This is a genomic window from Amycolatopsis marina, assembly GCF_900111885.1.
Classification (GTDB): Bacteria; Actinomycetota; Actinomycetes; order Mycobacteriales; family Pseudonocardiaceae; genus Amycolatopsis; species Amycolatopsis marina.
Map to the genome: position 1 here is coordinate 1 of NZ_FOKG01000019.1, position 24,598 is coordinate 24,598.

Sequence of the window (24,598 nt, forward strand, 5' to 3'; positions counted from 1 at the left end):
CACCACCGGAAATCCGGCCAAACCACACGTGATACACCACCACCAACAACGCAGCCAACGCCCGCAACCCCTGCAACTCAGGCCGAAAACGCCGAACGGCAGCCGTGGACGGAGGCGTCGGCTGTATCGGTGGGCGATCGGCCAGTCGCAGCTGGTCCACCTGGATACCTTTCGTAAGGCGCGTGCCACTGACCGCGTCATCAGTTGAGGTGACGGGATCATTACATTGCTGCGTACCGGCCCCCCAACAGGGGTACCCGCACCGTGTGTCCAGGGGGCCAAGGGAGGGACGACGGCCACCGGGTGGCGCCGGATGAGGGCGGGCTAAGTTGACGTTCGTGGTCTCCCAAGCAGCAGGGGTGTCGGTGCGCCGTGCCCGGATCGCCGATGTTCGCACGATCAAGTCCCTCGTCGACTCCGACGCGGGGCGGGTGCTCCTGGAGAAGGAGCTCATCACGCTCTACGAGGACGTGCAGGAGTTCTGGGTCGCCGAGCTGGACGGACGGGTCGTGGGCTGCGGTGCGCTACACGTGCTCTGGGAGGACCTCGCCGAGATCCGCACGGTCGCGGTCGACCGGGCTGTCCGAGGCCGCGGCGTCGGGCACGCGCTGGTGGGCGCGCTGATCGACCTGGCCGACGAGCTGGGCCTCACCCGGATCTTCGTGCTCACGTTCGAGACCCAGTTCTTCGCCAGGCATGGCTTCACCGAGATCGACGGCACCCCCGTTCCGCGTGAGGTCTATGAGGAAATGCGCCGCTCACCGGATACCGGAGTGGCGGAGTTTCTCGACCTCCCGCTGGTCAAACCGAACACGTTGGGCAACACGCGAATGCTGCTGCACCTCGACGGCGGGCGGCATCGGCAGGTGAATCACCCGCATCACCCGCCAGAGGACTGAAATTCACCAGGTATCCGCCACTCGGTGGTAGAAGAACCGGCGGCCGGGCTCAAAACTGATCAGACCTGTTCACCTGATCAGCGAGGGAGCCCATCCATGACCGCGACAGCTCGTTTCACTCGCAGACTGGCCGGTACCACCGCTATCGCCGCGAGCATCATGCTCGCCGGCGGCACCGCACAGGCCGCTGACATTCCGTCCGTGACCGACCAGTACCTCTACAGCACCTCGCTGTCCTCGTTCAGCCAGATCCGCAACGATCGGCCGTACCCGACACAGCTGGACTGGTCCTCCGACGCCTGCTCGTGGTCGCCGGACCGGCCACTGGGCTACGACTTCACCCGCGCCTGCCACCGGCATGACTTCGGCTACCGCAACTACAAGCGGCAGAACCGGTTCTCCGAGTCCGCCCGCAAACGCATCGACGACAAATTCTACTCCGACATGAAGACGATCTGCGCGGGCCGCTGGGCATGCAACAGCGCCGCCTGGACCTACTACAAGGCGGTCCGCCAGTTCGGCGCGAGCTGAGGGAGCACTCAGTCCTCGGCTCTGTCCACCCAGCGCGCGCCATCCAGCGCCACTGCTGAACAGCTTCCGTTCAGTCCTCGGCGGAGTCCGGGTCGGGTCCGCCGCCACGGATCATGTAGAGCACGGAGTCCAGTTCCTCGGGCTTGATGAGGACGTCCCTCGCCTTCGACCCTTCGGACGGCCCGACCACTCCACGGCTCTCCAGCAGGTCCATCAGCCTGCCCGCCTTGGCGAAGCCGACGCGTAGCTTGCGCTGCAGCATCGAGGTCGAGCCGAACTGGGAGGTCACCACCAGCTCCGCCGCCTGCAGCAGCACGTCGAGGTCGTCGCCGATCTCGGGGTCGATGTCCTTCTTCTCACCGGACTTGGCCGCGGTGACCCCGTCGGTGTACTCCGGCTGGGCCTGGTCCTTGGTGAAGTTGACGACGCCGGAGATCTCCTCGTCGCTGACGAACGCCCCCTGCACCCGGATCGGCTTGCCCGCCCCCATCGGCAGGTAGAGCGCGTCACCCATGCCGATCAGCTTCTCGGCGCCGGGCTGGTCCAGGATCACTCTGGAGTCGGTCAGCGAGGAGGTGGCGAACGCCAGCCTGGAGGGCACGTTCGTCTTGATCAGCCCGGTCACCACGTCCACCGAGGGCCGTTGCGTGGCGAGCACGAGGTGAATGCCGGCGGCCCGCGCCTTCTGCGTGATCCGGACGATCGCGTCCTCGACGTCGCGTGGCGCGGTCATCATCAGATCGGCGAGCTCGTCGACGATGGCCATGATGTAGGGGTAGGGCCGGTACTCCCGCTCGCTGCCGGGCGGCGCGGTGATGTCACCGGACCGGACCTTCGAGTTGAAGTCGTCGATGTGCCGGACCCGGTTGGCCTGCATGTCCTGGTAGCGCTGCTCCATCTCCTCGACCAGCCAGGCCAGCGCCGCAGCGGCCTTCTTCGGCTGGGTGATGATGGGCGTGATCAGGTGTGGAATGCCCTCGTACGGGGTCAGTTCGACCATCTTCGGGTCGATCAGGATCATCCGGCACTCGTCCGGCGTCGCGCGCGAGAGCAGGGACACCAGCATCGAGTTGACGAAGCTCGACTTACCGGAACCGGTCGAGCCCGCCACCAGCAGATGCGGCATCTTCGTCAGGTTCGCGGTGACGAAATGTCCCTCGATGTCCTTGCCGAGCCCGATGACCATCGGGTGGTTGTCCTTGGCCGCCTTGGGCGAGCGCAGCACGTCACCGAGGCGCACCATCTCCCGGTCGGAGTTCGGCACCTCGATCCCGACCGCTGACTTGCCGGGAATCGGTGCGAGCAACCGGACGTTGTCCGTGGCCGCCGCGTACGCGATGTTCTTCGTCAGCGCGGTGATCTTCTCGACCTTCACGCCGGGGCCGAGTTCGACCTCGTAACGGGTCACTGTCGGGCCTCGGGTGAACCCGGTGACCTGGGCGTCGATGTTGAACTGCTCCAAGACCCCGGTGATCGCGTCGATCATGGAGTCGTTGGCCTTGCTGCGGGTCTTCGGCGCCTCACCGAGCGGCAGGAGTTCGGGTGGCGGCAGCGTGTAGTCCCCCTCGACCGCCCGCATGACACTGAGCGCGGGTTCCGCCTTGCGCTGCTTCTCCGGCGGCGCGGCGGGCTTGGCCTTAGGAGCGCGCGGCGGTTCGGGCACCTCGGCGTTGTCGGGGGTCCCGAGGGTCGCGCGGGATTCGGCGGCCGCGTCCGCCGCGGCCGCCGAGCCCTGCCTGCGCCGGGAGGGCTTGCGCAGGCGGACGGCCGAAGGGTCCGCGCCGGTGACGTCCGCACCGTCGGTCTTCGCGTCCTTGACGGCCTCGCGTTCGGCGCGGACGGCCTCCAGTTCGTCCGGGTCGAGTCCCCATTCGCGCAGACGCTGGGGCACCTGACGGACGGGGGTACCGGTGAAGATCAGCACTCCGTAGCCGAGCACGAGGACGAGCAGGGGCGCCGCGACCCAGGGAGTGACCCCCCTGGCCAGCAGGTCGCCGGAGAACCAGCCGAACCAGCCCCCCGCGTACATCTGGTCCTCGCCGCCCTGGGGCCGGCCGTTGAACAGATGCAGCAGGCCGAGCACCGACAGCGTCACCAGCAGTGTGCCGATGACCATCCGCGGCCGGGTCTCCGGCTGCGGTTCCGAGCGCATGAGGACCACCGCGACGACCAACAGCGCCAGCGGCAGGGTGACGGCTCCGGCGCCCAGCACACTGCGGGTCCCGATGGCGACCCACTGCCCGATCGGTCCCGCCGCCTGCCACCAGACGCCCACGGCGGCGATGAGGCCGATGCCGATCAGGCCGAGTGCGAGCCCGTCCCTGCGGTGCTCGGGTTCGAGGTCACGGCCACGGCCTACGGTCCGCGCCAGGCCACCCGCACCTTTGGCCAGCAGATTCCAACCGCCCCGGACGGCCTGCCCGAACGCCCCGCCGGAGGAGCGGGAGCGTCTGCGCGGAGCGGGCTTCCGAGCCGCGGGCCGGGACCTGCTGGAACCGCGTGAGTTCCGCGCGGGCGCCTTCTTGCCGCCGCGCGACGTGCCTCTCCCCCGCGCCCGTCCCTTCGTCACCGACCCGCTAGCCATGTCTCTACGGTAACCGCCAGAGCGCAGTCTTCACCGCAGACACACGGGCACCAGGGAACACGGGTACCCCGGCAGCCACTGGAATCACAGCGCGTCAATGCGGGAGGGCCATCGGGCAACCCTTCGCGTCATGCCATGCTCTGCTCATGTTCGCGCTCCAAAAGAATGACGACGAGCCGACACGCCGTGGCGGGAAAGCACGGGCGGGGAACCGTACGCCGCCGATCTGGCGGGCGATGCTCACCGTCGACGCGGGCCTGGTGCGAATGGCCGGCAGGCTGCGGGTCACCGGTGAGGTTCCGGCCGACCTGTACGGCAGGCCACTGCTGATGGCGGCGAACCACATCGGCGTGTTCGACGCGTTCGTACTCATGGCGGCCTGCCGCAGGATCGGCCTCGCCCCGCGCTTCCTGATGGCGGGTGGTCTGCTCGACGCCCCCGTGCTCGGTCCGGCCCTGCGCGCCAGCGGCCATCTCAGGGTGGACCGGGGCAAGGCCTCGGCCATCGAGCAGTTCGCCGCGGCGGCCGAAGCACTGCGGGAAGCGCACGCTCCGATCATCGTCTACCCGGAGGGCCGCATCAGCCACGACAGTGGACTGTGGCCGGAGCGCGGCAAGACCGGGGCCGCGCGGCTGGCTCTCGCCTCCGGTGTGCCGGTGATCCCGATCAGTCAGTGGGGCGCGCACGAGGCGGTGTACTGGGGTACCGAAACGGTCAGCGGACCGGCCGACCTCGTGCCGTTGGCCCGGTCCGGACTGACCGCCCCGGTGCGCAGGCCGACGTTCCAGGTGCATTTCGGCGCTCCGGTTGACCTCTCGGAGTTCACCGAGGGCAAGCCCGGTAGCGGGGTCAAGGCCCACGCGAAGATCATGCGGGCGATCACCGAGGGGCTCGTGCCGCTGCGCAGGGACGAGCCGGACGTCCCCCGCTTCCGAGACCCCACCCGGCCGACGGACACGAGGAGCCCCTGGCGGCCGTAACCCTCGTACCAGCAATCGGGGGTTATGAGAAACACGTCGAAAACCGCTACTGCGGGAGCAGGGCGGGGACATACGCTCTCGGCGTGGCCACCGATGTCTCCCTCCCCACGGCTCCCGTGCTCACCAGCCGGGCGCGCGGTATCGCACTGATCCTCATCGCCTCGGTCTGCTTCGGCAGCTCGGGGGCGATCGGCAAACCCGCGATGATCGCCGGGCTCTCGCCCGAACAGGTCGCGGCCGCGCGAATCGGGTTGTCGGCCCTGGTGCTGCTGGTCGGTGTCGGACTGTTCCGGCCCGCGCTGCTGCGGGTTCGCCGGGGCGAGTGGCGCCTGCTGATCGGATACGGGCTGCTCGGCGTCGCCGGGGTCCAGTTGTTCTATTTCGTGGCCGCGTCGCGGATCCCCGTGGGCATCGCGATCCTGCTGGAGTTCACCTCACCCGTGCTGGTCGCCCTGTGGGTGCGGTTCGTGCGGCGGGTGCGGCTGCCTCGGCTGATGTGGGTGGGTACGGCACTCGCGATGGTCGGGCTCGGCATGGTCGCGCAGGTCGGACAGGGTCTGCGGCTGGACGCACTCGGCCTGCTGGCCGGTGTCGGGGCCGCGCTGTGTTCCGCCGCGTATTTCCTGCTCGGCGAGCACGGGGTGTCCACCCGGCACCCGCTGGGCATGGTCACGTGGGGCATGATCGTGGGCGCCGCCGCCGTGTGCCTGGTCGCCCCGCCGTGGACGATCCCGGCCGACGTGCTCACCGCGCCCGCGGACTTCGGGCCGTGGCGTCCGCCGGTCTGGAGCCTGCTGATCGCGGTGGCCCTGTTCTCCACTGTGCTCGCCTACCTCGCCGGGATCACCGCGTTGCGCCACCTGCCGGTGTCAGCGGCGAGTGTGCTGGCGCTGCTGGAGCCCCTGGTCGCCACGGCGGCCGCCTGGGTCCTGCTCGGCGAGGCACTCACCCTCCTGCAGATCGCCGGCGCCGTGGTGCTGCTCGGCGGCGCGCTGATCGTGCAACTGACCTCCCCCGGCAAGGAGGCCACCACCCCCGCGACCACCGGCGAGCCGCTCCCAATCCGCCACCCTGAGTAGCGACAAGGAACGTTTCCAATGTGGCATTGGGGACGTTCAAGTTCCCCAATGCCACATTGGGGACATCCCCCGAGGGCCTCAGACGGGGATGACCGTGGGGACGATCATCGGGCGGCGGCGGTAGGTCGCGGCGACCCAGCGGCCGACGACGCGGCGTACCGACTGCGCGATGCGGTGCGGGTCGGTGATGCCCTCGGACTCGGTCCGGGAGAGTTCCATCTCCACCAGCGGCACCACGGCGTCCAGCGCCTTCGGGTCGTCGGAGAAGCCACGGCCGGACACGGTCGGCGGGGACACCGCCCGACCGGTGTTCGAGTCGATCGCGACGTTGATCGCGATGAAGCCGCCCTCACCGAGCACGAGCCGGTCGGACAGGGTGGACTCGCCGACGTCGCCGACCGAGAGCCCGTCCACGTACACGTGCCCGACCTCGACCCGGCCGGTCGCCCTGAGCTGCCCGTCCACGAGGTCGACGACCACGCCGTCCTCGGCGATCACCACGTTCTCCGGCGTGACACCCGTGCGGACCGCGAGTTCGGCGTTCGCGCGCAGGTGCTTCCACTCGCCGTGCACCGGCATGACGTTGCTGGGCCGGACCGCGTTGTACAGGTACAGCAGTTCACCGGCCGAGGCGTGCCCCGAGACGTGCACCTTGGCGTTGCCCTGGTGCACCACGTTCGCACCCAGCCTGGTCAGGCCGTTCACCACGGTGAACACGGCCGTCTCGTTGCCGGGGATCATCGAGCTCGCCAGGACGATCGTGTCGTCCGCCTTGATGGAGATCTGCCGGTGCTCGCCCCTGGCCATCCGGGACAGCGCCGAGAGCGGCTCGCCCTGCGATCCGGTCGAGACGAACAGCACCTTGCTCTCCGGCATCCCGGCCGCCTGGTCGAGGTCCACCAGCAACCCGTCCGGCACCCGCAGCAGTCCCAGTTCCGCCGCGATGCCCATGTTCCGGACCATCGACCGGCCGACGAACGCGACCCGCCTGCCGTGGTTGGCCGCGGCGTCGAGCACCTGCTGCACTCGGTGCACGTGGCTGGCGAAGCAGGCCACGATCACCCGCTGGTCCACCCGCCGGATGACGTCGTCGAGTACGGGGCCGATGTCGCGCTCGGGCATGACGAACCCGGGCACCTCGGCGTTGGTGGAGTCCACCAGGAAGAGGTCGACGCCCTCGTCACCGAGCCGGGAGAAGCCCGCGAGGTCGGTCAGCCGGTTGTCCAGCGGCAGTTGGTCGAGCTTGATGTCCCCGGTGTGCAGCGCGACGCCGGCCGGTGTGCGGATCGCCAGCGCGAGCGCGTCCGGGATCGAGTGGTTGACCGCGAAGAACTCGAGGCCGAAGACGCCGACGTCCCGCCGCTCGCCCTCCTTCACCTCGATCAGCGTCGGCCGCTGCTTGTGCTCCTTGCACTTCGCCGCGAGCAGCGCGAGGGTGAACCGCGAGCCGTAGACCTTCAGGTCCGGGCGCATCCGCAGGAGGAAGGGCACGGCGCCGATGTGGTCCTCGTGCCCGTGGGTCAGCACGACGGCGTCGACGTCGTCGAGCCGGTCCTCGATGGCCCGGAAGTCCGGCAGGATCAGGTCCACACCCGGCTGGTCGTCCTCGGGGAAGAGCACCCCGCAGTCGACGATCAGCAGCCGTCCGCCGTACTCGAACACGGTCATGTTGCGACCGACCTCGCCGATACCGCCGAGTGCGACGACGCGCAGCCCGCCCTCGGGCAGCGGTGGCGGGGCGTTGGTGGGTCCGGGGCCGTACCGCAGTGCGTTGTTGCTCAGTGTCAAGGGTGAATTGTCCCTACGCTGGTATGGGTCGTGGGTGCCACGTATGCGGCGGCGGAGTCCGCGTGGGCCACCCGGGAACTGTGCCAGTCCGAGGTCGGCGCCTCGTCCAGCGGCACGCCCGCCTGGGTGAGATCGGCCGCGATGGCCCGCACCTGCTCGTCGGTGGCGGGCACGATCGGTAGCCGCGGATCCCCGACATCGTAACCGCGCATGCGCAGCGCGGTCTTGCCGAAGACGACGCCGCCGACCCTCGAGAACGCCCGGTAGACCGGCAACATGCCGCGGTGGTTGGTGCGAGCCGTGGACGTGTCGCCGTTGTCGTACGCGTCGAGCATCGCCCGGATACGGCCCGCGACGACGTGGCCGATCACGCTCACCACACCGGTCGCGCCGACCGACAGCCACGGCAGGTTGAGGCCGTCGTCACCGGAGTAGTAGGCGAGGTGGGTGTTGGCGATGACCTCACTGCCCGCGAGCAGGTCGCCCTTGGCGTCCTTCACGGCCAGGATACGGGGGTGCTCGGCCAGCCTGCGCAAGGTGTCGACCTCGATCGGCACGATCGAGCGCGGCGGGATGTCGTAGAGCATCACCGGCAGCTCGGTGGCGTCGGCGACGGTGGTGAAGTGGGCCTGCAACCCGGCCTGCGACGGCCGCGAGTAGTACGGGGTGACGACCAGCACGCCGTGCGCCCCGGCCTTCTCCGCCTGGCGCACGAGCTCGACGCTGTGCGCCGTGTCGTTCGTCCCCGCGCCTGCCACCACGGTCGCCCGGTCGCCCACCGCCTCGATCACGGCGCGGATGAGTTCGGACTTCTCGGCGTCGGTGGTCGTCGGGCTCTCACCGGTGGTGCCGTTCACCACGAGACCGTCGTTACCGAGGTCCACCAGGTGCGCGGCGAGGTCCTGCGCCTGCTTCAGATCCAGCGCGCCGTCGCGGTCGAAGGGGGTGATCATCGCGGTGAGCACGCGTCCGAAGGGCCTGCCCGGCGCGGCAGTGGGTGGAGTGACCATGGTCCTGACGGTACCTCGTTCCGACGTCCTACCCGGCGACGACCTGGCAGAACGCGGTGATCGACGGCAGCGGGCCGACCGCGGCGGAGAATTCTCTCCACCGTGGTCCAGGAGCGGGAATTTCTGTCGCAGCTCCTAACGCACCTGCGTCCAGTTCAGTCCATCGAGCTGGCCGCCCCCGCGGTCCGACAGCATGCAGTAGACCCTGCGGGTGAGATCGTTCGCGTTGTCCCCCCGCGCCTCCCATGCATCCTTGTACGGAATGAGCGCCTGGTAGCTCAGCCCTGCCCGCTTTTGCGCGGGCACCTTCTCCGAGTGAAACGCCATCGAACAGGCGCTCTCCGCGAAAACGCGCAACCGTGCGGGGTCCGGGTAGGCGGCCTTCGCCGTGTCCGAGGAGGCACGGCTGTTGTAGAACACGACCACCGACTCGAAGTATTCGGAGTCGTGCGACCCGTCGCACTCGATCCAGTTGTTCGAGACGATCGACCGGCCCTGCTCAAGCGGGACGTTCAGGCATCCGTTGCTGCTGGTTTCGAAACTCGGGATGTCGGCGCCGGACGCCCCGTAGGTCATGGTCGGCTTCATCGCGTCGTCGACGGCCGGTCCGAAGATCCACTTGCCCAGGAAGGTCCCTGCGGCCAGCAGCGCCACCGCCGCCAGCACGCCGCCGATCAGCAGACCGTTGCGCTTGGCCTTGCTCCCCGGCCCGGCCGGGGCGGGCCCGGACATGACGTGTCCCGCGACCATCGTCTGCGGCGGCGGCGGCTGCTGCCCCGGGTAGACCGAGGTCGGCATGCCACCCGACGGGGTGGACTGGCCATGCTGCCCAGCGGCCATCGACAGCAGTCCACCGGCCTGCTCCGCGGTGATCCGCGCCTCCGGTGTGGAGATCAGCAGGCCCATGATGGCCGAGGCCAGCGGCCCCTGCGCGTGGGTCAGGTACGGCACCTCGTTCATGATCGCGTGCAGCGTGGCGGCCGTGCTGCTGCGCTCGAACGCGACCGTGCCCTCAACGGCGAAGTACAACGTCGCGCCCAGCGCCCAAAGGTCCGAGGCGGGCATCGCCTCGCGGCCGGCCACCCGTTCCGGTGCCATGAACGCGGGCGAACCGACCAGCATGCCGCTGGTGGTGAGCCGCGGGTCGTCGACCGCCTGGGCGATCCCGAAGTCGGTGAGCTTCACCCGGCCGGTCGAGGTCACCATGATGTTGCCCGGCTTGACGTCCCGGTGCACGATGCCGGCCTGATGCGCGGCACGCAGCGCCGAGAGCACCTGGTCACCGACCATGGCAACCTGGTGCGGCGCCAGGGGGCCGTTGCGGCGCACCAGGTCCGACAGGGTGGGCGCCTCGACGAGTTCCATCACGATGTAAGTGGTGTCGGCATCGGTGACGACGTCGTACACCGTCACGACGGCGGGATCGTTGAGCCTGCCGCCGGTGCGCACCTCACGCAGTACCCGCTCCTGGAACACCCCGGCGTCCTCGGCACCCTCGGGCAACCGCAGTTCCTTCACGGCCACGTGCCTGCCGATGACCGTGTCCTCGGCCCGCCAGACCACGCCCATGCCGCCCCGGCCGAGTTCACCCATCAGCGCGTAGCGGCCGGCGATCACCCGCTGCGCGGCCCCGGCATTCGGCGTGGTCTGCGTGGTCCGGGTCTGCTGCCCCTGCTCGTCGGTCACCGGCGGCGCCCCTCCTCGTGTTGTCGGCCGAGATCGTAGCGGCGAGCCGTGCCGCCCACTTCCGCCTCGGCGAAATCGGCGTCAGGCGCCGTTGACGTCATCGACCTCGTGTCCGGCCGCCCGCAGCGCCGTGACCGCCCGCGACAGGTCCGCCGCCTTCACCAGAACGTGATCGGTGTCGAATGTGGACAGTGTGAACAACGCGACACCCGCCGAGGCCAGTTCGCTGGACAACGCCGCGATGATCCCGGTCAGCGTGAACGCGAGCGGGCCACGGACCGTGAGCAGCCGCCAGTCCGTGTCGACCGTCGCCGTCTCCGGCGCCCGGGCGGCAGGGCAGACGACGGACAGCTCACCCGGAGTGCGGGTGATGGAGACCAGTCCGGGTTCGGCCGGGTCGAGCAGGCCGGCCGGAACCGGGGTGGCACGGTCCAGCCGGGCGACGGCGTACTCCCCCGGCTGGACGTCGATCGCGAGCCGTTTCACTCAGCCCTCACTGACCTTCGGGCTCGAGGCGACCTCGGTGCCGTCGGGCAGAACGGAGATGGTGAAGTCGGCGAACACGTTCTCCGCCACCTTCTGCAACTGGCGCAGGCACTCCACGGCCAGTGCGCGGATCTCCACGTCCGCCTGCTCGGTCGCCCGCATCGCGATGAAGTGGCGCCAGGCGCGGTAGTTCCCGGTGACGACGATCCGGGTCTCGGTGGCGTTCGGCAGGATCGCGCGGGCGGCCTGTCGTGCCTGCTTGCGGCGCAGCGTGGCGCTCGGCGCGTCGGCGAACTTCTCCTCCAGACCGGCGAGCAGGTCGGTGTAGGCATCGACACTGGCCTGCGCCGCGGCCAGGAACTTCTCGTGCAGCTCGGGGTCCTCGGCGATCACCTCCGGCTCCACGAACGCCGCGTTGCGCTCGGGAACGTACCGCTGGGAGAGCTGGGAATAGGAGAAGTGGCGGTGCCTGATCAACTCGTGGGTCAGGGACCGGGAGATCCCGGTGATGTAGAACGACACCGAACCGTGCTCCAGCACGGACAGGTGTCCGACCTCGATGATGTGGTCGAGGTAGCCGGAGTTGGTGGCCGTCTTGGGATTCGGCTTCTTCCACGACTGGTAGCACGCCCGGCCGGCGAACTCCGCGAGCGCCGCGCCGCCGTCGGCGTCGGTGGACCACGGTACGTCCTCCGGTGGAAAGAACTCCGTCTTAGCGATCAACTGGACCTTCGGTGACACCGTCTCGGCCACGTGCGCACTCCTTTCCTGCGGGACTGCTCCCCGCACCCGGGTTCCCTGCGGGTCCGCCCGGGCCGCTCCCCTGTTCCGCTGCTGGACAGGGCGAAGCGTAGTCGCCGTCGCAGGAGCGGCACCCGTGACATCAATCGGCGGCACGGCGGCGTCATACTCGCCTTGACTGACGCCACATATGACGTCACAGTGGCGTCATGGACCTCACGCCGTACATCGACAATCTCCGTGACGACCTCGCCACCGCCGCATCGGCAGGCGACGAACAAACCCGGCGCGCCGCGACGACGCTCGCGGCCGCTCTGGAACCGGCTGCCCGGCTCGCGATGATGAACGCGCTCGCCGACCTGGCCGCCGAGGTGACCGCCCACCTGCCCCAGCACGTGGTCGACGTCCGCCTGGACGGCAGGGACGTGCGGGTGGTGGTGACCGGTACGGGCGAGCGCGCCGAGCCGGACTCCGCCGACGCGGCGCCGCCCCCACCACCGCCTCCGCCACCGCCACCGTCCGTGGACGGCGGAGACATCAGCCGGATCACCCTGCGCCTCTTCGAGCAGATCAAGGGCCAGGCCGAGCAGGCCGCGGCCGCACAGGGCGTCTCGCTGAACACGTTCGTCTCCCAGGCCGTGCAGGGGGCGCTGCACGGCAAGTCCCAGCACGACCGGCGCCGGAAGGGGCGGGACACCGACGACGGCGGCCTGCACGGCTGGGTCAGGGGCTGAGCACCATGATCGAGGAACCCGACGAACTGGTGCGCACGCAGACATTTCCCGCGAACGAGCCGCTCGACCTCGACATCGGCATCACCATCGGCCGGGTGGAGGTCGAACTGACCGACCCAGGGAACGACCCGGCCGAAAGTGCCGACGCGGTGGTGCGGATCGCGCACGATCCCGGCGCCCAGGAGCCCTGGCAGGAAAGCATGGCCGGACTGCTGAACTGGGTCGGTGACCAGTTCGGCAGCGATCTCAACGGCTCCCCCGCCGACGCGGTACGGCAGGCGCAGATCGACCGCACCGGCAACCGGCTCGTCGTCCGGGGACCCAAATCCCTTCCGCTGCGCAAGGTCCCGCTCGCGGTGACCGTGACCGCCCCGGCCGGATCGACGGTGACGGTACGCACGGGGGCCGCGGGCGTGACGGTGTCCGGCAGCGCGGGCAGGGCGGACCTGACGACCGGTTCGGGCGACGTCAGTGTCGACCGCGCGGGCGCGGGTTCCACCGTGCGCACCGGAACGGGCTCGGTCCGGATCGACGAGGCGGCCGGAGGTCTGCAGGTACGCAGCGGCAGCGGCGCCGTCGAGGCGGCTTCGATCGCCGGGCAGGCCACGGTCGGCACCGGCACGGGAGGCGTCTGGCTGGGCAGGGTCGCCGGTGACGTGCTCGTGCGCAGCGGCAGCGGCGACCTCACGATCGCCGAAGCCGTCTCCGGGTCGATCGAGCTGATCACTGGTTCCGGCGCCATCCGCATCGGCGTGGGATCGGGCGTCACGGCCGAGATCGACATCTCCTCCGGGTCGGGCAGGGTGAGCAGCGAACTGGAGGTGTCGGACAGTCCCCCGGACGGCGACACCGTGGCTCGCATCCGCGCACGCACGGGGATGGGCGATGCGGTGGTGACCAGCGCCGCACGGTGAGGGCGGGGGGCGCCGGGCGAGGGCTCGCTTCCGAGTCCTCGCCCGGCGGCCCTCACACAGCGGCCCGCGACTGACTGGAAACGGCGGTGGCCGTGACGTCCTCGGTGTCCCCTTCGGGGTCCGGGACGAGGTTCCGCTGCCGGATCGCCAGTGCGCACAGCACGCTCAGGACCGTGGCCCCGAGCAGGTACAGCAGAACCAGTCCGTACCCCCCGCCCGATGTGCCGACGAGGAAGGCGAGGATCAGCGGCGTACAGCCCGACGCGAAGATCCCGGAGAACTGGTAGACGAACGAGATCCCGGTGCAGCGCACGGAGGTCGGGAACATTTCCGCGTAGAACGCCGCCTGTGGTCCGTACATCACGGGGTAGGCGATACCGAGCACGGCCACCAGCGCGATCGTGATCAGCAGTTGGTTGCCCGTTCCCAGCGCGGCGAACGCCGGATACGCGAGCAGTCCGGTCAGCACGGCACCCACGGAGAACGTTTTGCGCCGCCCGAACCGGTCCGACAGCCTGCCGAACACGGGAATGAAGAAGATCATCACCGCGGCGGCGATCATCACCGCAACGAGCAACGGCTGCTGGCTCATGCCCAGTGTTTCGCTACCGTAGGAGATGGCGAAAACCGCCCAGGCGTTGAACGCGATCCCCTCGGTGAGCCTGCTGCCCATGCCGAGCAGCACGTGCCTGCGCGAGAGCGCATTCTTCGCGAGTTCGACGACCGGCACGGTGGCTTTCTGCTCGTGCTCCTCCAGTTTGCGGAACGCGGGTGTCTCCATGACCTTGAGCCGGATGAACATGCCCACGAGCACGAGGACGGCGGAGAGCAGGAAGGCGATGCGCCATCCCCAGGCCAGGAACGCGGCGTCGGACATCGCCACGTTGAGCGCGGCGAAGACTCCCGTCCCGAGCATGAGCCCGAGCGCGAGCCCGACCTGCGGAAAGCTGCCGTAGAGCCCGCGTTTGCCCGCGGGGGCGTACTCGACGGCCATCAGTACCGCGCCGCCCCACTCGCCGCCGATCGCGATCCCCTGCGCGAAACGCAGCAGCACGAGGAGGATCGGCGCGGTCAGCCCGATTGTCTCGAACGTGGGGACGAGTCCGATGGCGCACGTCGCGACACCCATGATCAGCATGGTGGCGACGAGCGTCTTCTTCCGCCCCACCCGGTCGCCGATGTGTCCGAAGATCAGGCCACCGATGGGACGGGCGACGAAGCCGAGTGCGAAGGTCGCGAACGCGAGCAGCGTGCCGACCAGCGGATCGTCACTCGGGAAGTACAGCTTGTTGAACACGATCCCGGCGGCGGTGCCGTACAGGAAGAAGTCGTACCACTCGACGGTGGTGCCGATGACGCTGGACGCGACGACGAGACGGACGTCGCTGCTCTTCACGTCACCGGCAGGCTCGAGCGGGGCTGGGGAGTTTGCCATGATGGGCTCCAGACGGGTGCTCGCTCACAGGGACTGGTGGAAGATGTGGCAGGCGGCCGCGCGATCGAGCGGGCGGGGCACCACGGCCAGCTGGCGGGTCTGCTTGAGCGTCCCGTCCACGAGCGTGTCCACATCGGACTCCGTGTAGCCGAAGCTCCGCAGTCCGGCGGGCATCCCGATGTCGGTCATCAGTTCCGTCAGCACCTCGGGCAGCGCGTCGGCGCCGTCGGTGCTGGTGAACGTGCGACCCGACAACAGTTGCGCCGCACGCAGGTGGCGCGCGGGGTCGGCCGGATAGGTCCAGCGGAACACGGCGGCCGCCGTCGCGGAGACGGCCTGGCCGTGCGGGACCATCGGCATCTCGGGATACCCCTCGGCCCGGTAGTTCTTCACCGCACCTGCGACGGGATAGGCGTTGGCGTGCGGGAGATGCGTTCCCGCGTTGCCGAAGCCGGTGCCCGCGTAGGTGGACGCGAGCGCCATCTGGGTCCTGGCTTCGAGATCACGGCCGTTCAGCACCGCGCGGCGCAGGTGCTTGCCCACCAAAGACAGGGCCATCTCGCACCAGACGTCGCTGATCGGATTGGCGCCGCAGAACGCGGGGCGTCGCATGGGATCCTCCGGGGCGGGCTTCGCGTCGAAGCGCACGCTGGTGTAGCTCTCCAGCGCGTGGGACAGCACATCCATCCCGCTGGCGGCGGTGATCTGGGGCGGCAGGCTGACGGTCACCCGCGGATCGACGACGGCCAGCGCCGGTCGCAGCCGTGGATGGCTCACCCCGGCCTTGAGGTGCAGGCCGAGGAAGTCGATGACGCAGATGGTGGTCGATTCCGAGCCCGTGCCGGCCGTGGTGGGCACCGCGATCAGGGGTTTCACCGGCAGCCACGGCGCGGTGCCCGCGCCGATCGGGGGCGTGACGAAGTCCAGCAACTCCCCGGGATGTGTGGTGAGCAGGTTGACCGCCTTCGCCGTGTCCATCGCCGAACCGCCGCCGACCGCGACGTAGCAGTCCCAGTCACGCTGCTTGGCGAACGCGACCGCTTCGGCGATGCTCTGGTCGGTCGGTTCGACGCCCACCCCGTCGTAAACCTCCGACTTCACGCCCGCCGCCAGCAGGTTCTCCCTGACCCGGTCGGGAAACCCCGTCTCGCGCACCCCGGCATCGGTGATCACCAGACACGAGGCCGCGCCGAGTGCTGCGACTTCGGCACCGATCTCGTCGATAGCTCCGACACCGAATTTCAGCGGCGGGGCGGCCCAGGTGAAAACACTCTCGTTCGCGTGGATATCCGGCAACATCGACGGCTCCGTTCGTTGACACTATGTGGGGGTTATAACCACTATGTGGGGAGGAACGGTAAGACGTGTCACCTGGTTTGTGAAGCCCCAAAACGAGGCGGGAGCCGAAAATGCCTGTTCAGCACGCGGAAAAGGAGTGGTTCCGGTACCCGCTGAAGCGCCGTTTCCAACCTCGCACTTTCCGGGGAAAGTGCGGTAGTTGCACGCGCGGGGCATCGCACTTTCCCGGGAAAGTGCGGGTCTGGGTGGATGGGACCGGAGAGGTGCTCCGTCAGCGGGACATGATCCGGTCGACCGGCACGAACTGGGCGACCTCCTTGGCCGCCGTGACGACGCGCGCGCCGAGCTCGCGCATCCGCTTCGCCGGCATCCGCACGGTCGGCACCTGGATGACCAGCGCCGCCTGGGCGTGACCGTCGGAGTCGAGAATCGGAGCGCCGACACAGCGCACGCCCGCGACGTTCTCCTCCTCGTCGATGCTGTAGCCACGCGTGCGAATCTCGGCCAGCTGTGCGGCCAGCTGCGCCGGGCTCGTCAACGTCCGTTCCGTGAGGCGTGACAGTGTCGCGGGCAGCGCGTTCACGTACGCCTCGGCATCCGGCGAGTGCGCCAGGATGGCCTTGCCCGATGCGGTGGTGTAGAGCGGGAAGCGGGCCCCGGAGTGCTGCTCGAAACGCAACGGCAACGCTGACTGCACGCGCAGCATGACGACCGATTCGCCGCCCTCGCGCACGGTGAGGTTGACCGATTCCTCGGTCTCGGCGTTGAGCTGTTCCAGCACCGGCAGAGCCTTGTCCAGCCCGAACCCGCGCTGCGCGGCCTGGCCGAGCAGGATCATGCCCGCACCGAGGTAGTAACTGTCCGTTCTCGGGTTGTGCGCGACAAGGCCCTCGGCGATCAGTGCCCGGACGACCCGGTGGGCCGTGCCCGAGGACAGTCCCAGTTGCGCGGCGATCTCCGAACCGGGCAGTTCCGTGGAGGTGTTCGCGAGCAGCTTGAGCACGGCCAGCGCCCGGCCGATGGCCTGCGTGCCTGCGGGAGCCTGCAGCTCCTTCTTCGCCAAGATCCCGCCCTCTCGTCGTGCCGTCCCGAGCGGGTTCAGGTTACCCGTGCCGGACGGTGCGTCAGCGCGTGTGGGCACGCAGGGTGTCGGCGAGATCGCCGCGCTCCCCGACCTCCACCCCGTCCAGCCCGAGCCACCCCGCCATCGCATGGAGTTCGGCCGCCAGTTCTCCGGCCACCCGCAGGTGATCGGCCCCGGGCTCGGCGAAGGCGCCGGGCACGCGCAGCACCCCGCGCGCCCGATCGGCCTTGAGATCGACCCTGGCCACGAGTTCACCGTCGAGCAGGAACGGGAACACGTAGTAGCCGTACACCCGTTTCGGCCCGGGGACGTAGATCTCGATGCGATAGTGGAAGTCGAACAGCCGCTCCGTGCGATCCCGCTCCCAGATCAGTGGATCGAACGGGCACAGCAACGCGCGGCCGGTGATCCGCCGCGGCGCCCTGGCATCGACATGGCGGTAGGCCTGTTGCCGCCAGCCACGCACCTGGACGGGCTCCAGCACACCCTCCTCGATCAGCTCCGCCACCGCCTGCCTGCTGGCCTGCGGGCTCAGTCTGTAGTAGTCGCGGAGGTCGGGCTCGGTCGCGACACCGAACGCCGTGGCGGCACGGGCGGTCAACTCCCGTGCGCCCTCGGCGGCGTCGACCCGCCGGGCCAGCACCCCTGGGGGCAGCACCCGCTCCGGCAGGTCGTAGAGGCGCTCGAACCCGCGCCGGGTCCCCGTGGTGAGCTGCCCCATCCCGAACAGCCACTCGCAGATCTTCTTCACCTCCGAGCGGTCCCACCAGGCGCCGGGAGTCCGGCGGGCGCCGCCGGTGAGTTCCCGTTCGATGGCGCCCGCGCCGATCGGCCCCGACTCCTTCACCACGGCGAGTACGTCGTCGACGAGGGCAGGTGTGCGGTCGATGAGCTGGTGATACCCGCGCCACCAGCCGCGCGGTTTGGCCCCGGAGTGCAGCAGCGGCCAGTCCTCGACCGGTACCAGGCTCGCCTCGTGCGCCCAGTACTCGACCAGTAGTCGGGGCCGGCGCGGCGACGGCGACCACGCGGCGTCATCGATCAGCGCGGGCTCGTACGCCCCCAGCCGCGCGAACAGCGGCGCGTAGTGCGCGCGCACCGCCACGTTCACCGAGTCCAGCTGGATCACCTGCACCCTGGACAGCACGCGCTGCAGATGGCGCCGGTTGGGGGTCGTGGCCGGGCGTGGGTCGGCGAACCCCTGTGCCGCCAACGCGATGCGGCGCGCGACATCGGGGCTGAGTGTCGGTCCTGTCAGTTCTTTTGAAACGCGCTCCGCGGTCACGGGTCTTGTCATTTCTCGCATGGTGCCGCCATCGTGCCAGCGGGGACCGACGCTTTCGCCTCGGCCTTCCGGACGCGCCGCTCCGACCGCACCACGACGATCACCGCGGCCAGCACCAGCGCGCCGCCCGCGAACTGGGCGGGACCGATGTGCTCTCCCGCGATCAGCACCCCGAGCAGCACCGCGATCACCGGGTTGACGTAGGCGTAGGTCGCGACGGTGGACACCGGGAGCCGGTCGAGAACGAACACGTAGGCGGTGAACGCGATCAGCGAACCCGCGACGATGAGGTACACCAGCGCGATCCACGACTCGGCCGTCACCTCCGCGAACCGGATGCGCTGGCCCGCGCCGAGACCGACGAAGCTCAGCGCGAAGCCGCCCGCGCACAGTTCGACAGCCGTGGCGGCGAACGAGTTGGCCGGCATCGGCAGCCGCGTGGTGGCGACCGTGCCGACGGACCAGCTCAAGGCGGCGATCAGCATGATCCACGGGCCCCACCAGGCCGCGCCGTGCGCTCCCTCCGACGGCCCGCCGAAGAGCACGAGCACCGCGAGACCGACGAGGCCGAGCAGCACCCCGAACAGCGTGACCGCGGGCGGCCGCTCGCCCAGCAGCCGCCGCAGGCTCAGCACGAACAACGGGATGGACGCGGCGAGCAGTGCGGCCACCCCGGAGGCGACCTGCGTCTCGGCCACGGTGAGCAGCCCCTGGCCGCCACCGGCGAGCAGCAGTCCGACCACGATCGCCGACCCGAACTGTGCGCGCGTCATCCGCAACGCGCCCCGCCCGGCGAACACCCGGACCAGTACCAGCAGGATCACGCCCGCGATCGAGAAGCGGAGGCCGGCGGCCAGCAGTGGCGGCAGGGAGCCGACAAGGTAGCGAATGGCGAGGTAGGTCGACCCCCATACGACGTACACGATCCCGAGTGCGGCCCACACCGGCCAGGTCCTGTTGCCCATGGATGCACCATGTCACGAACCACCGACAGAATTACAGCGGTTATTCACGAATGGTCGTGGACCGGGGTTCAACAACGGACAGCCGACCACGTAGGTTGCGGGAATGGCCACTGCCGAGGTTCGCAGCGCGACCGTCGAGGACGTCCCCGAGATCGCCCGGATTCAGCGCGACACCTGGCGCACCGCCTACGCGGAGCTACTCGGGCCGCGGGCGCTGGGCGAGCTGGACTCCGATGGCATCGAGCAGCGATGGGCCGCCGCCATCGGCCACCCGGACACCGGCGTGTACGTGGCATTCGAGGGCGATTTCGCCGTCGGATTCTGCGTCGCGGGACCCGCACCGGAGGACGACGTGGCCGCCGCCGACGGCAGTCTCCCCGAGGACGCGGGCGAGGTAGGCCTGATCGCCACGATGCTGGTGGAGCCGCGCTGGGGCCGGCGCGGGCACGGCGGCAGGCTGCTCGCCACGGCCGCGGCCTCCCTGCGTTCGGCTGGGGCGCATCGCGCGGTCGCGTGGGTCGCCCAGTCCGACTCCGCGTCCCTCGCCTTCTACCGGCGGGCGGGCTGGCAGCCCGACGGCACAGTGAGGGTGCTCGACACCGGGGAAAAGACGATCAGAGAAATCCGTCTCACCGGTGGAGTCGACCTCCACCTGGCCGAGTGAGCAACGGCCGCGTCGATGCTGCGGGCTCCGGTTGCGGTGTCGGCTGCCGGAAGACCAGCCACCGCATCGCGCTGTACATGAACAGGCCCTCGCAGCCACCGGCCAGGATCCGGGCCAGGTGGTACTGCACGCCGAGCGCCACCAGTCCGCTGCCGACACCGAGGATGAACGCGGCGTAGTTCACCGCGATCGCGACCGCGTACAGCGCGGCCTGCCTGCCCACCGGGGCGTGTGAGCGGAAGTTCAGGCTGCGGTTGAGCAGAAAGCTCAGCCCGAAGGCGATCACGTAGGCCACGGTGACCGCCAGCGCGATCGGCAGCCGCCACCAACCGTGCAACATCGTGAGCAGGAGTAGGTCGACACCGAAGGTCGCGGTGTTGATCAGCACGAACCCGAGGAACTCCGGTGCCACGACCGCCGCGAGCCCGAACGGCAGACGACGGACGACCGCGGCGCAGAACCGCGCGAACAGAAGCGGAACGCTCACCGGGCCAGGCTGGCAGTGCCAGGTGTCCTGCCGTCGACCGGAAAGTGATCTTCTGGTGCCGTTCGGCGACGAAATACGGGTGCTGGCCTCAGTTTCCTCCCAGAAAGAACTGCTAGCGTGGAAAACCGGATCTGCACCGGGGAGATATATGTTCGGCTGGTTGTGCGTGACGCTTGGCGTCGCGTTCGGCTCCGCGCTCATCCCCCTCATCAGCGTCGAGGTCTTCGTGATCGGCCTGGTCACCAGTGATCCCGGAATTCCGTGGATCGCGGTCGGCGCCGCGGTCGCGCTGGGCCAGATCGCGGGCAAGCTCGTCTATTACCTGGCGGCACGCGGATCCGTCCGGCTGCCGGACTTCCTGCACGACCGGCTGCACCGCGAGCGACCCCCTTCACCGCGCCGGGACCGATGGCGAGCACGGACCAAACGCGTCCGGCGCTGGATCGAGGCACTGCGGGAGCGGTGTCACCGGCATCCGCACTGGATGACCGGCACCTACGGCGTCAGCTCCGTGGTCGGTCTCCCACCGTTCATGGCGACGACCGTGCTCGCCGGGCTGGTCCGGATGCCGATGTCCACCTTCCTCGCGGCCGGGCTGCTCGGCCGGTTCGTCCGGTTCAGCGCGCTCGCCGCCGCACCCGCCCTGTTCGCGGGCTGGCTACACCTCTGAGCTGATCAGCGCCGCACCGGCATGTGCCGCTAACGCTTCCAGGAGTTCGGCTTGCCGCTGCGGCGGAACCGCGACAAGGTTCAGGGTGATGTGCATCTCGTCGGCCCCGACCGCCTGTGCGCGTGCCAGATCCGACAGCACGGCCTCGGTGAACATGTCCGGTGAGATCGGCCCCTCGGGGTAGGGCTGGATCGAGTTCACCACCACAGTGCCGCTGCCACCTGCTTCGCGATACCAGTCGACCTGCCTGCGCGTGTCGTCCCAGCCCATCGGCAACGCGACGGTGACGAACCCGTCCCCGATGCGAGCCGCTCGCTCGATCGTCCGCCGGGTCGTCGCGCCGAACAACAGCGGAATCGAGCTGCCCCACGGTTTGGGGCCGATCGTGCAACGCGGTATCTCGTAGTGCTCGCCGTGGAATTCGACCGGATCCGGGCCCCAGCACGCACGCATCGCGGCCACGTGCTCGGCGAAACCCGCGCCCCGCCGACTCAGCGGAACCCCGGCAGCGACGAACTCCTCCGGAACGCAGTACGGCGGTTCCCTGGTACCGCCGCCCTGGCCGATTCCCACGTCGAGGCGGCCGCGCGAGAGCTGGTCGAGGGTCGCCAGCTTACGGGCGAGCACGAAGGGCGGCTGAAAGATCGAGTTCAGGATCCCGGTGCTCACCCGGATTCGCTCGGTGTGGGCGGCGGCCCACGTCAGCATCTCCAGCGGATCCCACACGTAGGACTCCGGCAGCTCGGCATCATTGCGCCAGTCCTGTCGAACGGGCGTGAGCAGCCGTTCGTTGACCGACACACCATGGAACCCGAGCCGTTCGACGGCCTGAGCGACGGTAACCACGGCGTCCGGGCCCGCGTGCGGGCCGACATGCGGCAGGCTGACGCCGATGCGGGGAACGTTCATCTCTCCTCCGATAGCCACTCGACACGGGTCCGCCCGGTACGGCGCACCCTACAGATGGTCGGACACACCCGTGCGATCTTGCGGTCGATGGTCGATCGGGAGATGTCAAGATCGCGAAGTCGGTACCGACCCACTTCGGTCGGCACCGTGCCGGCGCCGGTGAACACCGGTGGAGCAGTCGAGGAGAAGACATGCAGTTCCTGCTGATCATGCACATGAATCCACGGATCTGGGACGCCCTGACCGAGGAGGAACGCAAGGAGGTGATGGACGGACACGGGGCGTTCATCGAGGCCGTCACGGAGTCCGGCGAGATGGTGGGCACCACCGGGCTTTCCGACCCCGCGACCAGTTCGGTGGTGCGGGTTCGAGCCGGAGTCCCCGCGGTGACCGACGGGCCGTACCTGGAGTCGAAGGAGTACCTCGCGGGCTACTACCTCGTCGACTGCGCGAGCCGGGAACGCGCGCACGAGCTGGCGGCGATGATTCCGGACGCCAGGGTGGACGGGCTCGGCATCGAGGTCCGCCCGGTCGTCTTCTCGGGCACCCCGGAGAGCTGAGTTCCCTGGTGACTCCGGACCGGGAGCCCGTCGGGGACCTGCTGCACGAACTCACACCGCAGGTCCTCGGCGTGCTCCTGCGCCGCTACGGCGGCTTCGACACCTGTGAGGACGCGGTGCAGGAAGCACTGCTGGCCGCGGCGACCCAGTGGCGGACCGACGGCGTGCCGGACAACCCGAGGGCCTGGCTGATCACGGTCGCCTCGCGTCGCCTCGTCGACCACCTGCGCAGCGAGCACGCTCGCCGACGCAGGGAGGCGACGGTGTTCGCACGGGAGTTGCCCGGGGCCGAGCTGACGCCCGCTGCCGGTGAGCGGCACCCCGGCGACCGGGACGACACGTTGACCCTGCTCTTCCTGTGCTGCCACCCCACGCTGACACCGGCCTCCCAGGTGGCCCTCACGCTGCGCGCCGTCGGCGGGCTCAGCACCGCCGAGATCGCCAGAGCGTTCCTGGTCCCCGAGGCCACGATGGCGCCGCGAATCAGCCGCGCCAAGCAGCGGATCAAAGCTGCGGGAGCTACTTTCCGCCTACCGGGACAGGCAGAGTGGCTCGACCGGCTGGGTTCTGTCCTGCATGTGCTCTACCTGATCTTCAACGAGGGATACACCGCCAGTGCGGGCGCCGCCCTGCAGCGTCAGGACCTGGCCCGGGAGGCGATCCGCCTCACCAGGGCTCTGTACGGCTCCCTGCCAGACGACGGCGAGGTGGCCGGGCTCCTCGCGCTCATGGTGCTGACCGATGCCCGGCGGCCGGTCCGCACAGGTATGGACGACGCGCTCGTACCACTCGCCGAACAGGACCGGACGCGCTGGAACGCCGCCGCGATCGAAGAGGGCACCCGGTTGGTCGCCGATGCCATGGCTCGCGCGGAACTCGGGCCGTACCAACTGCAGGCGGCGATCGCCGCAGTGCACATGGCAGCTCCGAGCGCCGAGGACACCGACTGGGAACAGATCCGCATCCTGTACCGGGTTCTCGGCCGAATCGCGCCGAATCCGGTGGTCACGCTCAATCACGCCGTCGCCGTGGCGATGACCCAGGGTGCGCGCGCCGGGCTCGATCTTTTGGCGACACTGGACGACGACGACCGGATGGTCCGGCACCACCGGCTGCACGCCGTGCGCGGGCACCTGTTGGAACTTGCCGGTGACAAGCCCACGGCACGGGAAAGCTACCTGCTGGCAGCCCGGCGCACGACGAGTCTGCCCGAACGGCGCTACCTGCTGGAGCGCGCCGCCCGGCTGGCCGAATGACCTACCCGGTGGTCCGCGCTTTCAGTGGTCCTGGGCTTCGTGATCCTGCGCTTCCAGTTCGACGGCCCTGCGCATGGTCTCCCGTGCCCGAGTGCGGTCCCCCGCCACGTCATAGGCGTATGCGAGGCGATACCAGGTGCGCCAGTCGTCGGGAGCCTCGGTGACCTCGGCTCTGCGCTCGTCGAACCATGAGTCGGCAGCCGCCCGGTCGACCCGCCCGGACGGACGGCGCGGCAGGTCCGAGACGTCCGGCAGTGCGCCTTCCTCGGCCAGCCGCCGCGACAGGCGCTGGATCCTGGTCCCCGACCGCCAGGTCGTGACCAGGATCCACACGCCGAGCAGCGGCAACAGCAGCACACCCAGCCCGAACAGCACCGGCACGAACTCCCCGGTGCGCAGCAGGGCGATTCCCCGCCCGGCCAGCAGCACGAGGTACACCGCGACGGCGGCGGTGAGCAGGAGGGCGATGTTGCGTGATCTCACAGTGTCCGACCCAAAACGCGCGACAAGATCGACTCGGAGGGGCTCGGACCTGAGGTGCGAACGTCACCA

At 69.5% G+C, this 24,598-nt stretch carries 24 protein-coding genes; 10 read left to right on the forward strand and 14 right to left on the reverse strand.

Annotation, left to right across the window (positions count from 1 at the left end):
- Positions 1-338: 338 nt before the first annotated feature.
- Both BM199_RS25590 and BM199_RS25595 read left to right on the forward strand, forming a co-directional pair.
- Positions 339-899, forward strand: coding sequence for an amino-acid N-acetyltransferase (locus tag BM199_RS25590; RefSeq protein ID WP_245788685.1), 561 nt, complete (start codon positions 339-341; stop codon positions 897-899).
- Between the two features lie 96 nt (positions 900-995).
- Positions 996-1,430: a phospholipase gene (locus BM199_RS25595; RefSeq protein WP_091676472.1), complete on the forward strand. Its 435-nt coding sequence runs from the start codon at positions 996-998 to the stop codon at positions 1,428-1,430.
- Between the two features lie 70 nt (positions 1,431-1,500).
- Here BM199_RS25595 and BM199_RS25600 read toward each other — a convergent pair whose 3' ends face one another.
- On the reverse strand, positions 1,501-4,014 hold the full coding sequence (locus tag BM199_RS25600) for an FtsK/SpoIIIE family DNA translocase (RefSeq protein WP_091676474.1): 2,514 nt from the start codon (positions 4,012-4,014) through the stop codon (positions 1,501-1,503).
- 146 nt (positions 4,015-4,160) lie between these two features.
- On the opposite strand from BM199_RS25600, the gene BM199_RS25605 reads away from it, so the two are divergent.
- Together BM199_RS25605 and BM199_RS25610 are read left to right on the forward strand one after the other, a co-directional pair.
- On the forward strand, positions 4,161-4,994 hold the full coding sequence (locus BM199_RS25605; protein WP_091676477.1) for a lysophospholipid acyltransferase family protein: 834 nt from the start codon (positions 4,161-4,163) through the stop codon (positions 4,992-4,994).
- An 83-nt stretch (positions 4,995-5,077) separates the two neighbouring features.
- Positions 5,078-6,073 carry an EamA family transporter gene (locus tag BM199_RS25610; protein WP_091676480.1) on the forward strand — a complete coding sequence of 332 codons (996 nt, stop codon included), beginning with the start codon at positions 5,078-5,080 and terminating at the stop codon, positions 6,071-6,073.
- Positions 6,074-6,151: 78 nt separating this feature from the next.
- Here the strand turns inward: BM199_RS25610 and BM199_RS25615 are convergent, their stop codons facing one another.
- From BM199_RS25615 to thyX, 5 genes are all read right to left on the reverse strand, one after another.
- Positions 6,152-7,786, reverse strand: a complete 1,635-nt coding sequence (locus BM199_RS25615) for a ribonuclease J (protein ID WP_091676799.1) — start codon at positions 7,784-7,786, stop codon at positions 6,152-6,154.
- 71 nt (positions 7,787-7,857) lie between these two features.
- The gene (dapA, locus tag BM199_RS25620; protein WP_091676482.1) at positions 7,858-8,871 is read right to left on the reverse strand and encodes a 4-hydroxy-tetrahydrodipicolinate synthase; all 1,014 of its coding nucleotides are present in this window, start codon (positions 8,869-8,871) and stop codon (positions 7,858-7,860) included.
- A gap of 135 nt (positions 8,872-9,006) precedes the next feature.
- Positions 9,007-10,557, reverse strand: coding sequence for a serine/threonine-protein kinase (locus BM199_RS25625; RefSeq protein ID WP_245788687.1), 1,551 nt, complete (start codon positions 10,555-10,557; stop codon positions 9,007-9,009).
- An 81-nt stretch (positions 10,558-10,638) separates the two neighbouring features.
- Positions 10,639-11,043, reverse strand: a complete 405-nt coding sequence (locus tag BM199_RS25630) for an ACT domain-containing protein (RefSeq protein WP_091676485.1) — start codon at positions 11,041-11,043, stop codon at positions 10,639-10,641.
- The gene (gene thyX, locus BM199_RS25635) at positions 11,044-11,796 is read right to left on the reverse strand and encodes an FAD-dependent thymidylate synthase (protein WP_091676488.1); all 753 of its coding nucleotides are present in this window, start codon (positions 11,794-11,796) and stop codon (positions 11,044-11,046) included. It lies immediately after the preceding gene.
- A 197-nt stretch (positions 11,797-11,993) separates the two neighbouring features.
- Between thyX and BM199_RS25640 the strand changes: the two genes are divergently transcribed.
- Positions 11,994-12,518 carry a toxin-antitoxin system HicB family antitoxin gene (locus BM199_RS25640; RefSeq protein ID WP_091676490.1) on the forward strand — a complete coding sequence of 175 codons (525 nt, stop codon included), beginning with the start codon at positions 11,994-11,996 and terminating at the stop codon, positions 12,516-12,518.
- A gap of 5 nt (positions 12,519-12,523) precedes the next feature.
- The gene (locus BM199_RS25645) at positions 12,524-13,432 is read left to right on the forward strand and encodes a DUF4097 family beta strand repeat-containing protein (protein ID WP_091676493.1); all 909 of its coding nucleotides are present in this window, start codon (positions 12,524-12,526) and stop codon (positions 13,430-13,432) included.
- 52 nt (positions 13,433-13,484) lie between these two features.
- Here the strand turns inward: BM199_RS25645 and BM199_RS25650 are convergent, their stop codons facing one another.
- The 5 genes from BM199_RS25650 to BM199_RS25670 form a co-directional block, all read right to left on the reverse strand.
- Complete coding sequence (locus BM199_RS25650) at positions 13,485-14,867, reverse strand: MFS transporter (RefSeq protein WP_091676495.1); 1,383 nt, start codon at positions 14,865-14,867, stop codon at positions 13,485-13,487.
- Between the two features lie 24 nt (positions 14,868-14,891).
- The gene (locus tag BM199_RS25655) at positions 14,892-16,166 is read right to left on the reverse strand and encodes a hydroxyacid-oxoacid transhydrogenase (RefSeq protein ID WP_091676498.1); all 1,275 of its coding nucleotides are present in this window, start codon (positions 16,164-16,166) and stop codon (positions 14,892-14,894) included.
- A 271-nt stretch (positions 16,167-16,437) separates the two neighbouring features.
- Positions 16,438-17,307 carry an IclR family transcriptional regulator gene (locus BM199_RS25660; protein WP_245788689.1) on the reverse strand — a complete coding sequence of 290 codons (870 nt, stop codon included), beginning with the start codon at positions 17,305-17,307 and terminating at the stop codon, positions 16,438-16,440.
- Positions 17,291-18,547 (reverse strand): winged helix-turn-helix domain-containing protein, encoded by a 1,257-nt coding sequence (locus BM199_RS25665; protein ID WP_091676504.1) that lies wholly within the window; start codon positions 18,545-18,547, stop codon positions 17,291-17,293. Before BM199_RS25665 ends, BM199_RS25660 begins: the two co-directional genes overlap by 17 nt.
- Positions 18,544-19,500, reverse strand: coding sequence for an EamA family transporter (locus BM199_RS25670; RefSeq protein WP_091676506.1), 957 nt, complete (start codon positions 19,498-19,500; stop codon positions 18,544-18,546). Before BM199_RS25670 ends, BM199_RS25665 begins: the two co-directional genes overlap by 4 nt.
- Before the next feature lie 103 nt (positions 19,501-19,603).
- Between BM199_RS25670 and BM199_RS25675 the strand changes: the two genes are divergently transcribed.
- The gene (locus BM199_RS25675; protein ID WP_091676508.1) at positions 19,604-20,164 is read left to right on the forward strand and encodes a GNAT family N-acetyltransferase; all 561 of its coding nucleotides are present in this window, start codon (positions 19,604-19,606) and stop codon (positions 20,162-20,164) included.
- On the opposite strand, the gene BM199_RS25680 is transcribed toward BM199_RS25675, so the two are convergent.
- Entirely contained in the window at positions 20,130-20,651 is a 522-nt protein-coding gene (locus tag BM199_RS25680) for a GtrA family protein (protein ID WP_245788691.1), read from the reverse strand. The genes BM199_RS25675 and BM199_RS25680 overlap by 35 nt on opposite strands.
- A gap of 148 nt (positions 20,652-20,799) precedes the next feature.
- Here BM199_RS25680 and BM199_RS25685 point away from each other — a divergent pair, with 148 nt between their 5' ends.
- The gene (locus tag BM199_RS25685) at positions 20,800-21,321 is read left to right on the forward strand and encodes a YqaA family protein (RefSeq protein WP_091676511.1); all 522 of its coding nucleotides are present in this window, start codon (positions 20,800-20,802) and stop codon (positions 21,319-21,321) included.
- Here BM199_RS25685 and BM199_RS25690 read toward each other — a convergent pair.
- Positions 21,310-22,230: a TIGR03619 family F420-dependent LLM class oxidoreductase gene (locus BM199_RS25690; protein ID WP_091676513.1), complete on the reverse strand. Its 921-nt coding sequence runs from the start codon at positions 22,228-22,230 to the stop codon at positions 21,310-21,312. The genes BM199_RS25685 and BM199_RS25690 overlap by 12 nt on opposite strands.
- 191 nt (positions 22,231-22,421) lie before the next feature.
- Between BM199_RS25690 and BM199_RS25695 the strand changes: the two genes are divergently transcribed.
- A complete protein-coding gene (locus BM199_RS25695) occupies positions 22,422-22,790 on the forward strand; it encodes a YciI family protein (RefSeq protein WP_091676514.1) in 369 nt (122 codons plus the stop codon).
- An 8-nt stretch (positions 22,791-22,798) separates the two neighbouring features.
- Entirely contained in the window at positions 22,799-24,046 is a 1,248-nt protein-coding gene (locus BM199_RS25700) for an RNA polymerase sigma factor (RefSeq protein ID WP_091676517.1), read from the forward strand.
- 21 nt (positions 24,047-24,067) lie between these two features.
- On the opposite strand, the gene BM199_RS25705 is transcribed toward BM199_RS25700, so the two are convergent.
- Complete coding sequence (locus tag BM199_RS25705; RefSeq protein WP_091676519.1) at positions 24,068-24,529, reverse strand: hypothetical protein; 462 nt, start codon at positions 24,527-24,529, stop codon at positions 24,068-24,070.
- Positions 24,530-24,598: the final 69 nt, after the last annotated feature.